Origin of the sequence: Lysinibacillus sp. (assembly GCF_032093475.1) — a bacterium.
GTDB lineage: Bacteria > Bacillota > Bacilli > Bacillales_A > Planococcaceae > Lysinibacillus > Lysinibacillus irui.
In genome coordinates this window covers 1-13,886 of the sequence record NZ_DAMDAY010000117.1, presented here as the reverse complement: position 1 = coordinate 13,886, position 13,886 = coordinate 1, and the positions used below count along the sequence as shown (strand labels likewise).

15 protein-coding genes are annotated in these 13,886 nt (G+C 38.9%); 4 read left to right on the top strand and 11 right to left on the bottom strand.

What is annotated here, in order from left to right; all coding sequences use genetic code 11:
- Positions 1-439 precede the first annotated feature (439 nt).
- The 7 genes from RT445_RS19300 to RT445_RS19270 form a co-directional block, all read right to left on the bottom strand.
- Positions 440-844 (bottom strand): carboxymuconolactone decarboxylase family protein, encoded by a 405-nt coding sequence (locus RT445_RS19300; RefSeq protein ID WP_274793530.1) that lies wholly within the window; start codon positions 842-844, stop codon positions 440-442.
- Positions 845-1,047: 203 nt separating this feature from the next.
- Positions 1,048-2,427, bottom strand: a complete 1,380-nt coding sequence (gene argH, locus RT445_RS19295) for an argininosuccinate lyase (RefSeq protein WP_274793531.1) — start codon at positions 2,425-2,427, stop codon at positions 1,048-1,050.
- Between the two features lie 80 nt (positions 2,428-2,507).
- Positions 2,508-3,701, bottom strand: a complete 1,194-nt coding sequence (locus tag RT445_RS19290) for an argininosuccinate synthase (RefSeq protein WP_274793532.1) — start codon at positions 3,699-3,701, stop codon at positions 2,508-2,510.
- A gap of 285 nt (positions 3,702-3,986) precedes the next feature.
- Entirely contained in the window at positions 3,987-4,796 is an 810-nt protein-coding gene (locus RT445_RS19285; RefSeq protein ID WP_274793533.1) for a type II CAAX endopeptidase family protein, read from the bottom strand.
- 76 nt (positions 4,797-4,872) lie between these two features.
- Positions 4,873-5,667 carry a MerR family transcriptional regulator gene (locus tag RT445_RS19280; protein ID WP_274793534.1) on the bottom strand — a complete coding sequence of 265 codons (795 nt, stop codon included), beginning with the start codon at positions 5,665-5,667 and terminating at the stop codon, positions 4,873-4,875.
- Positions 5,668-5,773: 106 nt separating this feature from the next.
- On the bottom strand, positions 5,774-6,529 hold the full coding sequence (locus tag RT445_RS19275; RefSeq protein WP_274793535.1) for an SDR family NAD(P)-dependent oxidoreductase: 756 nt from the start codon (positions 6,527-6,529) through the stop codon (positions 5,774-5,776).
- 8 nt (positions 6,530-6,537) lie between these two features.
- Positions 6,538-7,527 carry an MBL fold metallo-hydrolase gene (locus RT445_RS19270; protein ID WP_274793536.1) on the bottom strand — a complete coding sequence of 330 codons (990 nt, stop codon included), beginning with the start codon at positions 7,525-7,527 and terminating at the stop codon, positions 6,538-6,540.
- Positions 7,528-7,874: 347 nt separating this feature from the next.
- Here RT445_RS19270 and proC point away from each other — a divergent pair, with 347 nt between their 5' ends.
- A complete protein-coding gene (proC, locus tag RT445_RS19265) occupies positions 7,875-8,678 on the top strand; it encodes a pyrroline-5-carboxylate reductase (RefSeq protein WP_274793537.1) in 804 nt (267 codons plus the stop codon).
- Positions 8,679-8,726: 48 nt separating this feature from the next.
- Complete coding sequence (gene namA / locus RT445_RS19260) at positions 8,727-9,737, top strand: NADPH dehydrogenase NamA (protein WP_274793538.1); 1,011 nt, start codon at positions 8,727-8,729, stop codon at positions 9,735-9,737.
- 48 nt (positions 9,738-9,785) lie between these two features.
- Here the strand turns inward: namA and RT445_RS19255 are convergent, their stop codons facing one another.
- Together RT445_RS19255 and RT445_RS19250 are read right to left on the bottom strand one after the other, a co-directional pair.
- Positions 9,786-10,070 (bottom strand): YuzB family protein, encoded by a 285-nt coding sequence (locus tag RT445_RS19255; RefSeq protein WP_274793539.1) that lies wholly within the window; start codon positions 10,068-10,070, stop codon positions 9,786-9,788.
- 249 nt (positions 10,071-10,319) lie between these two features.
- Complete coding sequence (locus tag RT445_RS19250) at positions 10,320-11,069, bottom strand: LysR family transcriptional regulator (protein WP_274793540.1); 750 nt, start codon at positions 11,067-11,069, stop codon at positions 10,320-10,322.
- 119 nt (positions 11,070-11,188) lie between these two features.
- On the opposite strand from RT445_RS19250, the gene RT445_RS19245 reads away from it, so the two are divergent.
- Entirely contained in the window at positions 11,189-11,317 is a 129-nt protein-coding gene (locus RT445_RS19245) for a hypothetical protein (protein WP_274793541.1), read from the top strand.
- Complete coding sequence (locus RT445_RS19240; RefSeq protein ID WP_274793542.1) at positions 11,318-12,214, top strand: DUF2332 domain-containing protein; 897 nt, start codon at positions 11,318-11,320, stop codon at positions 12,212-12,214.
- Positions 12,215-12,272: 58 nt separating this feature from the next.
- Here the strand turns inward: RT445_RS19240 and RT445_RS19235 are convergent, their stop codons facing one another.
- Positions 12,273-12,839, bottom strand: a complete 567-nt coding sequence (locus tag RT445_RS19235) for an NADPH-dependent FMN reductase (RefSeq protein WP_274793543.1) — start codon at positions 12,837-12,839, stop codon at positions 12,273-12,275.
- 13 nt (positions 12,840-12,852) lie between these two features.
- On the bottom strand, positions 12,853-13,886 hold a 1,034-nt coding region (locus tag RT445_RS19230; RefSeq protein ID WP_313471325.1), incomplete at its 5' end, for an LLM class flavin-dependent oxidoreductase.

The following is a 13,886-nucleotide window of genomic DNA, read 5'->3' as shown; positions in this document are numbered from 1 at the left end:
CGAGCGGGGGCACACTCTTTATGATCACTTCCACCTCCTTTTCGAGCGGCTTCACACTTTTTATGATCACTTCCACCTCCTTTCAGAGCGGATTCCCCCCTTTTTTGATCATTTCCAAACACTTATGCGGTGGTTTCTCCCCAAATATCTTCTAACACCCTTGTTTCCTCAAACTAAACTAAAAAAGGACCCAGAAATAATTCTGGATCCATGGACACTTATTGCCTCTATTTGATTTTTAACTGGTATAGTTTACGCTTCTTCTTAATCTATAGCAAAACAGAATAGTTCTGTTTCACCTTTAGGCTTAAGATTTATGAAGCTTCAACCGTTGACAGTTGTGGCGGACTTTCCTGAGATTCTTGGTCTTTGGGTGTTTGACAATTACTCATTCTGCATCCTCCCCATCATCTTAGATTAATAAGTGTTTCCTCTTTTATTATGAGTCTTTGCTTTTGCTTTTATGCATGATTTTTTCTGCAAAAACTTGTTGTGCGATTGTTAAAGCATTTTGTACCTTTGGAAAGCCAATGTAGGGTACTAATTGTAAAAGTGCCTCGACCAATTCTGTTTGTGTTAAGCCAGCATGTAAACCTCGCTGGATATGTGTTTTTGTTTGTGGTGTGGCACCTTGTGTGACAACTGCAGTAATAACAACAAGTGCCCGACTTTTCACATCCAGGCCTGGTCGTGAATAGACATCACCATAAGCAAATTCAATAATCATTTTGCGTAAATCGGGTGCAACATCGGCTAAGGCATCAGATTCAATCATCCTTGCTGCTTCTTCCTCTGTGACATATTGTTTGATTGTTTCGAGCCCCTTTGTCAAACGGTCATTCATTGTCTTAATTCCTCCCCATCTTTCCATATACAAAAACCCCAATTCCGCGTCTCCAGAATTGGGGATTGTCCTTCACGTATGTAAGGGTCTCTTTTTCACTTCACCCTCTGGCTCAGTTGAAAAAGGTTAAAGGTTTTCATAGTGCCTCACAGGACAGCTTTAATGAATATCTATGCAAAAGTCACTTGGACATGCACGCAAAATTAATGTTCTTGAAGACAGGCTTTGGCTTTTTCAATTTGAATTTTTACTTGATCAAAGCCAGTTCCACCAAGGGAATGACGGCGACGAACAGCCGCTTCTGGTGCTAGCACATCAAAAATGTCGGCTTCAATGAGCTTACTTTCCTGCTGCATCTCTTCCAATGGTAAATCTAATAAGTAAATGCCCTTTTGAATACATGTAAAGACAAGTTTGCCTGTCACCTCATGCGCCTCACGGAATGGCATCCCTTTTGTAGCAAGATAGTCTGCTAACTCCGTTGCATTCGAGAAATCGGAATGGACAGCTTGATGTAAACGTTCCGTATTAACGGTCATTGTACCAATCATGCCTTCAAAGATTTTAAGTGAGCCAAGAATGGTATGCACCGTATCGAACATGCCTTCTTTGTCCTCCTGCATATCTTTGTTATACGTTAATGGCGTACCCTTTAATACAGTTAATAAGCCCATAAGGTTACCATAAACACGGCCTGTTTTCCCACGAATTAGCTCTGCCATATCAGGGTTTTTCTTTTGTGGCATAATCGAAGAGCCTGTTGAAAAGGCATCATCTAGCTCGATAAACTTAAATTCATCTGTAGACCAAATAATAATTTCCTCTGCAAAGCGCGAGAGATGGGCCATAAGCAATGACGAATTACTTAAAAATTCGACGATAAAATCACGGTCACTTACAGCATCCATAGAGTTTGCATATACTTCAGTAAAACCAAGTAACTCTGCTGATTTTATACGGTCTATTGGGAAAGTTGTACCCGCCATAGCCCCTGCTCCTAATGGCAGAATATCTATGCGTTTCACGGATTCTGTAAAGCGTTGTTTATCTCGCTCAAGCATCCAAAAATAGGCCATTAAATGGTGTGCAAAGGAAATCGGTTGCGCACGTTGTAAATGTGTATAACCAGGTGCAATCGTTTCGATATGCTCCTGTGCCTTCTCTAATAGCGTTTCTTGGAATGTTACAATTAAATCAATGGCTTCCTGCACTCGCTTTTTCAAGAATAGATGCATATCCGTTGCTACTTGGTCATTACGACTACGACCAGTGTGTAGCTTACCACCAACAGGACCAATTAAATCAATTAGCATTTTTTCTAAATTTAAATGTATATCTTCATTGGCAACGCTAAATTCAAGTTCACCTGCAATTGCCTTTTCTTCTAATTGGGCAAGACCACCTAGTATGGCCTCTACGTCAGCTGCCGGTAAAATTCCTGTTGCACCAAGCATTGTGACATGTGCAACACTACCTTCAAGGTCCTCTAGCACAAGTTGCTGGTCAAAGCCAATGGATGCGCCAAACTCGTCTACCCATGCTTCTGCTGATTTTTGGAAACGTCCACCCCAAAGTTTTGTCATGTCAGCTCACCTTTTCCTTTAGTCCTTAGCCAAAGTGTAGTAAAAACACAAATGCCTCACCACACATTGCTCGTTCAATATTACTTTTTATTAACAGAAGAATTCACTACAGTTGGTAAACCCCATAATTCGATAAAGCCAACTGCGGAAGCGTGATTGAATTGATCTTCCTTGGAGTATGTTGCTAGCTTTTCATTGTATAGTGAATTCGGTGATTTACGTCCTTCTACAATAGCGTGACCCTTGAATAGTTTCACACGTACTGTACCATTTACATATTGCTGTGATTGTGCAAGGAACGCTTCAAGTGCATCACGTAATGGTGAGAACCATAAACCATCGTAAATTAATTCAGATAGCTTCTTCTCAATTACTGGCTTGAAGTGTGCTAATTCTTTTACAAGTGTTAAGTCTTCTAGTTCTTTATGAGCTGTTAACAACACTTTAGCGCCTGGAATTTCATACACTTCACGAGATTTAATACCAACTAGACGATTCTCCACGTGATCGATACGTCCTACGCCATGTGCACCTGCTACCGCATTTAATTCTTGAATTAAATCAGCAAGCTTCATTTCTTTACCGTTTAAGGCTACTGGTTTACCAGCAACAAATTCGATTTCCACATATTCAGCTTCATTTGGTGCATTTTCAACAGAAACGGTTAAACCGTAAGCTTCTTCTGGTGGAGACACCCACGGATCTTCCATAATACCTGCTTCATTGGCACGTCCCCATAAGTTTTGGTCAATTGAAAATGGTGAGTCTAATGTCGCTGGAATCGGTACATTATGTTTCATCGCATATTCGATTTCCTCATCACGGCTCCAACCCCACTCACGTACAGGTGCTAAAACTTCTAAATCAGGGTTTAAAGCTTTAATGGAAACTTCAAAACGAACTTGGTCATTTCCTTTTCCTGTGCAACCATGTGCAACAGCATCTGCGCCTACTTGGTTCGCAATCTCTACTAATTTTTTCGAGATTAAAGGACGAGAAAGTGCTGATACTAATGGATATTTTTGTTCATACCAAGTATGTGCTTGTAATGAAATTAATGCATATTCCTCAGCAAATTCGTCTTTTGCATCCACCATATAAGATTCAATAGCTCCTACTTGAAGAGCTTTATTTTTTACGAATTCAAGATCTTTTCCTTCGCCAACGTCAAGACATACTGCAATTACATCCCAACCTTGTTCTTTTAACCATGGAATTGCTACCGAAGTATCAAGTCCACCTGAATAAGCTAATACAACTTTTTTATTTGCCATTAAAAATGCGCCTCCATTGCTCTATAGATATGTATGTTTATACATTCATTTAAAAGTTTATACACGAATAGTATCATGTTATAAAAATAAATACAAGTGTATTTTTATAAATTCATAGACAATTATTTTTCCTGTCAAAAGTCTGTCACTGCAGACATTAAGTCATGATGGTAACACGAATATTTACTCTAAAAAACGCTTTTTTACTATTTATATAAATGTATACAATATAAATTTAGCAATGAACAAAAAAAAAAGAATCCATCTTAAAAACTGGATTCTTTTCTAATTATTCATGGGAATGGTCTTATATAATACATTTTTGGGGTTAATTAAAATAAGAAGAATGGCGGCTAGTGAATAAAGAATGGCATTGTACATTAATAAATCGACTAAGTTGCCATTGATCAAACCAATAAAAAAATTAAAGAACTGATGAATGATAATGGGGATGATGAGAATTTGGTTTAAATTATAAAATGCTGCCATGATGATACTCGTTGCTATGATAGACAACATAAAGAATAAACTATATTTGATTAAATCTATCCCCATAAATCCTGTTGTAAGCCAAATTGGTACATGCCACATCCCCCACCAAAATCCTATGATGATGGAAGCTATTAATGGGGAATATTTCTTTTGAAGCTCTAGTAGTGCAAAGCCTCGCCATCCTAATTCTTCACCTAATGGTCCAGATAAAAGATTTTTAATAAAGTAATAGCTTAGCATCCCCCAAGAAGATATTGTCAAAATAGAGTCTACCCCTTCCTTATTCCATACAAGTAAGACAATCATGAAAAAGATAGAGACTTGTATTGCCAGTACAACAACAATGACTGAAAGATGAAGCTTATTGGTTAATTTCTTTTTCACAAAGTGGGCAAAGCTTTGCGTAGGATAGATTTTTTTAAATAAGATGGCAAAGGCAAACGTTGATGACCAAGCTGACAAACAGCGAACTACGTCAAACACCCAAGTTGGAAGCCCTAAAAGCTTGATGGCTCCCACAAGGCAAAAAAGTGGCCAAAATATGACATTAGTTAAAAGTATAAAGCTTGCTACTGGTCTTTTAAGCTTCTTTGTTCTACTCATGTTAAATCCCCCATTTCACTACGAATACCTTTAGCATAAACCTGGGGGTTACTCACAGGTCAATCGTATTTTTTCTTTACTTGACCGGTACATACATTTCTAAAAAAATACGTTCAAGTCCCTCTTCATAAGTGGTCAGTAATAAGTTAACATAAACAAGCCCTACCAGTTCATAGCCGTATTCTTTGGCTACTTGTCTAATGCTCGCTTCCACTTTTTCGTCTGTATTTTTGCCACCCGTAGACCATCGCCCATCTTCAATGACTGTATACAAACATTTGGGATGAGCTACAATGTCTCCATCGATTATGTTTTCACCATCTTCTACTTTCCTGACAATCACAAATTGATTTTCTACCATGCCTTCATCATTGAACCGTATGACTCTTCTTAACGAAGTAAGAATCACCGCTTTTTTTAAACTGTCAGTGTTTTCTTTTAACGTGTCATAATCATCATAAGCTTTATAATGGTCGATCTCCCCCATTACTTCTAGAGGTTTCATTTCTTTTATCGTGTAGTTTCCTAAAAATTGTTTTATTTTTTCGCAGTCTTCTTTTACGAGCTGGAGCTTTTTTAATTGGAGCTTTTTATAAGCAATCTCCTCTAACACTTCCTGTTCTTTCTCTTCTACTATAGATTGAATCCCTTCAATGCTCTTGCCTTTTCTTAATTCCTGGATTTTTTTGATTTCCAAATCAATTTCTCTATAAAAGTTGATCGTTGTTAAATCATAGATATCAAAATGATTGTAGGTTCTATACCCGTTTTCTCTATTATGCTGTGGTCTTACCAATTCCTTTTCCTCATAAAATTTGATTGTATCTCTTGTAATGCCTAAAAATTTAGCAACTTGTCCGATTGTATACATCGTATTCTCCTTTATTTGCTTCATTTTCACTACTATATCAACAAATTTACATAAATATGAAAAAAACTGTAGACACGCATAAAGCATGTTTACAGTTAGATTTTTGTTATTTCTTATGGAAAAACGATTTGCCTAAAAATTCAATGGTTGCAGGCGCAAGTGCATATAATTTACTTGATAATCCCATGATTTTTGGTAAGTTGACTTCACGTACTGGGCGTTCGATCGTTTTCACTGTTGCTCTTGCCACTTCCTCGGCTGATAATAAAAATCTACCTAAGGACTCTCGATAACCACTTGCATCATTTGCCTTATCTAAAAATGGTGTATCAATTGGACCAGGATGGATAGCGGTTACGTTGACCATGTAAGGTGCTAACTCCATTCGAAGTCCATTTGTAAAACCTACTATCGCATGTTTTGTAGCAGCATAGACACTCGCTTTCGGGGTAGCTACCTTTCCCGCCTGTGAACCGATGAATATCAAATGGCCTTGTTGACGCTCCATCATCGTAGAGGCTAATCTTTTCGCAAGATAGATTGGTACACTGACATTCAATTCGATCATTTGAGCAATATCCTCATCCATTAAGGCAGATGCATTAGCGAATTTTCCAACGCCTGCTGAGAGAATCGCAACATCAAGAGTGGGGAGCTGTGCACAAACATCATCCAGTGTATGTAAATTAGTTAAATCTGCTTGAATGACATGTGCTCCTAATCGTTCTAGTACTTTTAGAGCGACAGCATTGCGACCTGTGGCATATACCGTATGGCCTTGTGCAACAAGCAATTCTGTAATTTTTAAGCCTACACCACTTGTCGCTCCAGTCACAAAGATCGTCTTGTTATGGTTATTCATGTATGAACCTACTTCCTTTGAAATAAATAAATACCTGCTTCCGTTTTTGTAGAAGTTATATAATTTCTGGCTTCTAAATAATCTAAATGACCTAGTGTTTTGGAAAGGGTTAAGCCAAGCTGATGCTGGAAAATAGCTGGATACAGCCGTTTTGTTACTTGTACAACCGTTAATTGATCGTCTCCTAGTAATTCATACACCTTCATCGATTGCTGGTGCTGACGCTCTAAACGTTTATCAATTAAATATGGTATATCCACTAGCTCTGCCCCATGCCCTGTATGCATCATTTTGACAGGTAATTGGCGTAAAATTTCAAGAGATTCATTATATTGCAGTAATGATTTTGGTCGTCCAATCGTACGATCCAATGGTGGCTCTATTAATGGGTTTGGCGTTATTTTTTCGAGTAATAAATCACCGCCAATAACATGATGTGTTTTTTCATCCCAGAAAATAAAATGACTTTGAGCATGACCCAAAGTTTCAATCGCCTTTAATCCTGGATGACCAGGCACTTCATCTCCATCTGCCAAGATTTGTGTTAATGGCCGTTCGCCCACTAGCTCTAATTCACGACGAACATGTACACTTTTTGAAATATATTCTTGTGGTACCCCATGCTCCAACAAACGCTCACTATAAAATTGCTCGTGATAGCGTAAAAATTCTTCATCATGACGTAGCCATTTATCATTATAGGCATGCCCCAAAATTTCTGCATGTGGAAAAGCATCGACCCATCCAGCATGATCTGGATGATGATGGGTTAACACAACTTGTTCAATATCACGCATGTCAAAGCCAGCTGCTCGAATCCCCCATTTCAAAGCATCATAGGCTTCCATTGTTTTTGGTCCAACATCAAATATGCTAAGTGCATCGCCTTTGACAACAAATGCGTTGACATCTCCTACTTCATAGGGTGTTGGTATTTCTATTTTGTATATAGACAAAGTTGTCTCCCCCTTTTCAAGCGCTAGTGAATACTGATTCATTCTATTTTACAAGTTTTTTCTGTTTTCGTCATCCTCCTGTTGACACGTTGCCGATTCATCACTATAATTTTGAATAATCTAATTATTTATGTGCGTTGAGGAAGCCAAGTACGTAACTGGTGAAGGTGTTAGAGAGTGTTACATATGCTGAAAGTAACATCACCCACTCCCATTACCGAACCTACTTCTGAGCAGTTATGTAAACATAACCGTTTCCCTTGCGATAAAAGGGCTAAGAGTTGTGCCAACTAATGGCAAACAAAGGTGGTACCGCGGAAACAATAGCGTTTTCGTCCTTCTAAATAAGGACGAGAGCGCTTTTTTATTTTGAACTGGAGGTTTTGTTCATGAAAAAAATTTTATTTATTGGTGCAGGATCAATGGCAGAGGCATTGATACAGGGCTGGATTAAGGAAAAGGTCTTTACCCCACAGGAAATTTACGTCACCAATCGCTCTGACAAAGAACGCTTACAATTTCTACAAGAAACATATGGCGTTCATTGTCTGTTTGATCAGGCGATTTACAAGGAGGCGGATCTTATTATTTTAGCGATGAAGCCAAAAGATGCTATTGCTGCGATGTGTGACCTTCAATCTAAGATTACGGAGCAATCTGCTATCCTGTCGATTCTAGCGGGAATTGCCATTACTACCATTACAGAATATTTAGGGAATCGTCCTGTAGCAAGAGTGATGCCTAACACGTCTGCCACAATTGGTATGTCAGCAAGTGGCATTGCATTTAATAACGAGGTGTCTTCAGGTCAGCGTATCATGTTCCTCCAATTATTAGAGGCTGTCGGCTCTGTTATTGAAGTTGATGAGGATCAATTACACGCTGTAACAGCTCTTTCAGGCAGTGGTCCTGCATACATTTATTATTTAATGGAAGCCTTTGAACGAGTAGGTACGAAGGTGGGGTTATCCAAAGATACTGTGCGTCTTTTAATGACCCAAACATTAGCAGGTACGGCCGAAATGCTTAAGCAATCAGTAGATGAACCAGATGTTTTACGCAAAAAGGTTACAAGTCCAGGCGGCACGACGGAGGCAGGTATTCAAGCTTTAGAGCAATATCAATTTAATGAAGCCATCGAAGCATGCATTAAAGAAGCAGAGGCTCGATCTCGTTCACTTGCAAATGGTTAATATTATGTGCAAAATAAAGTGTATCACTAGGAATTAGGAGGCTTTATTTTGAGTAAATTATTTGAACCCTATCAATTGCAATCAATCTCCTTAAAAAATCGTGTTGTCATGGCACCGATGTGCATGTACTCTGCTGAAGATGATGGCATGGTAACACCTTTTCATTTGGTCCATTATGCCACACGTGCAGCAGGTCAAGTTGGTTTAATTATTTTAGAAGCGACAGGTGTTGTTCCAGAAGGGCGCATCTCCAATAAAGATTTAGGAATTTGGGATGATGCACATATTGAAGGCTTGCGTCAAGTAGTGGAAGGAATAAAAGCTTATGGTGCAAAAGCAGGTATCCAGCTTGGCCACGCTGGGCGGAAGGCAGCAGTAGATGGTGAAATTTTTGCCCCTTCAGCCATTGCCTTTAGCTCAGATTATAAAACCCCGACGGAAATGACTGAAGATGACATTCACTATGTAGTAGAAGCATTTAAACAAGCAGCAGTTCGTGCCGCAAAAGCTGGCTTTGATGTGCTAGAAATTCATGGCGCACACGGCTATTTAATTAGCGAATTTTTATCACCTGCTTCCAATAAACGTCAAGATCAATACGGTGGTTCACAAGAAAATCGCTATCGTATCCTTCGTCAAGTTATCGATGCGATTCGCAGTGTTTGGGAGGGGCCTTTATTGGTGCGTGTCTCTGCAGAGGATTATGCGGAAGATGGCACGACAATGGAGGATTTCATCGTCTTTAGTCGCTGGATGAAATCCCAAGGTGTTGATTTAGTCGATGTCTCAACAGGTGGTGTTGTCCATGCAGCGATTAATGTCTTTCCTGGCTATCAGGTACCACATGCCGAGGCCATCAAGCACGGGGCTGACATCCCTACTGGCGCTGTTGGCCTGATAACAAGTGCCATTCAAGCTGAAGAAATTCTCCAAAACAATCGGGCAGATTTAATTTTCTTAGCACGTGTTTTACTACGGGAACCCTACTGGCCATTACATGCGGCTAAAGAATTAGGCGAAGAAGTTCAACCACCTGTACAATACGCTCGTGGTTGGTAAATGAGTATCCAGCAAAAACAGCTTGCTATCTAGCAAGCTGTTTTTTCATTAGAAAAGTGGATTTTGTTTTAATTCTTCATCAATAGCCTGTACCAATGTCTCCGCGTCATCTGCTGTCACAACTTCTCCATTTACTATTGCAAAAATACCTTGCTCGCAAATTTCACAATGGGATGTGCAACCCGACTCCTCGATATCTATATCATCACGTTCCATTAATATGTCATACGCATCTGCTGCACCCAGTGACAAATTAGTGATACAAAACTCAACTCTATTTTTAAATGGCTGTGGCTGTGCTTCTTTCTTTTTTTTAAAAAGAGAAAATACCATATTTATTGCCCCCTTGCTCTCTAGAACTCTATGATAACATAATTAGTTAGGATATTTTTGAAAACCCTTTCAACTAACTGCATCATGTATATTGCATTTTTGAACGTCTTGTGAATTATAAATAATTTCTTGTTTGCAATACATCGACCAATCCCTGTGTAACCTGTGTAGACTCTTTATAAAATAAGTATACTGGCACACTAGGTAATGGGAAAGCTTCAAAAGGAACAATATTAAATCGCCCCTCCATCAAAGTTCTTTTCTTACAATCATACGAGGTAAAAATGACATCCCTAACCCATCTTTAATAAAGCGTTTTACCACATACGATTGAGAAATGGATACTTGCTTCGTTACAACATATTTTTCTCTTAATTTATGTAATAACTCTCCCCAAATGGTTGGATGATGGTGCGTAAACAAAGTGTACGTTTGAAATAGCTCCTCATAATCAATATAGGTTCCTGTTTCATCATCATAGGCATCAAGTGGAATAACTAACTCGAGTGGACTATCGATAAGTAATTCTTGATACCATTGTCGATAACGTGTAGGTAATAACGAAATACCAATATCGGCCTTATCCTGATTGACTAAATCTTCTATTTTCGTTGAATCCTCTACTAAAATTGCTATTTCAAGTGTCGGATTGTCATTGCTAAATTGATAGATGACATGAGGCAATATAGTTTCAACCATTAAAGGGGTCATCGCAATAATCATCTTCTCCTGAATACCTATACTTGCTAATCGGATACGTTCAATACTTTGCTCCCACTGGCTCATCATTTGCTGTGCTTCCAGTTGAAACAGCTTTCCAGCGTCCGTTAATTGGACACGGTTTTTTTCACGCTTGAACAATTGGACATGTAAAAATTCCTCTAACTGCTGGATATGGACGGTAATGCTTGGCTGTGATAAATGCAGTTGCTCCGCTGCTGTTCGAAAATTACAAGTTTGAGCTGCGACAATAAAAGATTGGACCCACTTATATTCCAATATCTCACCTCCCTGATTAAAATTTTTAATTAAATTCATTAAATATATTTAATTTACTAAATTATACAATAATAATAGACTGATAATTAATATAGATGCTACCAAAAGGAGAGAAACGTATGCTGAATACTACATTAAGTCAACAATTTCTGTTGTTTGCCAAAAATGAATGCAAAGGATCAAGCCCACTGTATGAACATTTAGCTTATAAAATTGCCATTGATGAGGATTTGTTAGCTATTGCCTAATTGATCCCACAGGGTCAGCCTGCGCCCAATTTATTGTTGGCAGCAGTTCATTATTTGTTAGCAACATCTGATGAGCCATTATCTCATTATTATGCATCTTTAACACCCTCTCCTCTCCCAATACAGGAGGTGTTCCCTGCTTTTAAAGCATTTGTACTGTCCCATACAAATGAATTAAAGACATTGTTACAAGAAAGGCTTGTCCAAACAAATGAAATTCGACGTTGTTCCTATCTCTACCCAATGATGACTGAAATTTATGACAAGCATCAACAACCGCTAGCTTTCATTGAAATTGGAGCAAGTGCAGGGTTGCAGCTTGGCATGGATCACTACAATTATTGCTATAACCAACAATTAGCCATTACCAATACTGAAAATGATATCATGTTGATTTCAGAAAATCGTGGTGAACCATTGCCTGCCTCTCTGTCAAAGCCTCCTGTTGTTTGTCAACGAATAGGTATCGATTTAAATCCGATAGATTTGCGGGATACGAAAGAATGCCAATGGCTTCAGGCTTTGATTTGGCCTGAACACCATGAGCGCAGAACATTAGTCAATCAAGCTCTCCCAATCATGAATGAAATAGATATTCAGTTGGTTAAAGGAGATGCTATTCAATTGATTAAAAAGCTCAGTCGGACAGTTGAGCAAGAAGCTATGTTGGTGGTGTATCATACACATGTTGCCAATCAAATACCACTCGAATTACGAAATTCTTTACTAGAACAATTAAAAGAGATTAGCATGGAACGACCGCTCTACCATTGCTATAACAATTTTTTTGATGGACAGCTACATCAGGATTTTATGAATCAAGGCACAATCGAGTCCATTCGTACAATGGAAAGTCCAGACGGTCATGCACGATGGTTTCAATGGTCAAATAGCTAGCCTATAGCACAAAAAAACGCTGTGTCCTACTACTAACACAGCGTTTCTTTATTAATCTTTAAAAATCATATTCTGCATCTTTTTTTGCCCGAATATCTGCAAAAGCATCCGTAACCATAACTGTATCCTCTGCCAATCGTTCTAGACGGAAAAGGACATCATCATTGACAATTTCTTTGCGTAAAAAATCCTTTTCTTCTATAAATACATAAGTCGGAACTATATGTGCTTTCATATAGGCAAGGATTGGCTTTAGTTGTTGCTCCACCATTAAATAGTGCTTTGACGTCCCCGCAGTCACAATGACACTAACCACTTTATCGCGAAAGGCATTGACAGGTAACAGGTCAAAGATATTTTTTAATGTAGCGGGTATAGAAGCTTGGAAGGTTGGTGTCCCAATGACAATAGCATCTGCAGCCATAATCGTTTCTGTGACATATTTTGTATCACCATCATAGTCAAAGTAATTGCGACCGTCACTAAATACTAGCTGATAGTCTGCGAGATCCAGTAGCGTGACTTCATGCTCTGGGTATTTTTTTTGTAATAGATCAACCATTTTAAGCGTAGCTGTTCTTGTTTTGGAACCGACAATCGAACCGGCAAGCGCGACTATTTTCATGATGGTACACTCCTTATTTTACTGTATATTTTTTTATTGCAGGGATAATATCATTGCCGATTATTTCAATGTTTTTCATGATTTTATCGAACGGTACCCCACCGAAATCAATTTGTGCCATAAAACGTTGCATACCATATAATTCATACTGATAGAGTAATTTCTCTATAATCTCTTCCTTACTACCGACCATCAAGGCATCACGTGTATCAGTAGCTTGAGCAAATTGTTGTTTTGGATACCCTCCACCACGAATGGCTTGGAAACCACCGTTTAAATGTGGATACATACCTTGTAAAGCCTCTTTCGTTGTGTCTGCTACATAAAATAAGCTTGTTGTCGCAACTGGCAATTCCTTTGGATCATAGCCTTGTCGCTCTGCCGCTTCTCGATAGGCGTCTACAGATGGTTTAAAATTAACAGCTGGTCCTCCTAATGTTGTGAGCATCATAGGGATTCCCATATAGCCCGCCTTGATAGCACTTGCAGGAGGGCCACCGACAGCGCGCCAAATCGGTAATGAGCCATTTTTTGGCTGCGGTAATATTTGTGCATGATGGAGTGGTGCACGGAATTGGCCCTCCCACGTCACAAGCTCTTCATCATTGATTTTCATAAGTAGCTCTAATTTTTCCTCAAAAAGCTCTTCATAATCATGTAAATCAACACCAAGCAAATGATAGGCCCCTACTCGCGAACCGCGTCCCGCAACAATTTCCGCACGACCATCCGATAATAAATCAATTGTGGCAAAATCCTCATAGACACGTACAGGATCCGAAACACTTAATACCGTTGCAGAACTAGACAGCTTAATTTTTGATGTTGCTTGCGCGATTGCACCTAACACGACTGTATGTGCTTGTGTTGTGAAATAAGCTTGATGACTTTCACCAACACCGAAAACATCAATACCAGCTTGCTCTGCTAATTGACTAGCCTCTACTAGCTCTTTTAATCGCTGCTGTGCAGAAATACGGTGTCCTGTTAATGGGTTTGGAATATGGTCACCTAAAGAATATAATCCAAATTCTAGTCCTTGTGATT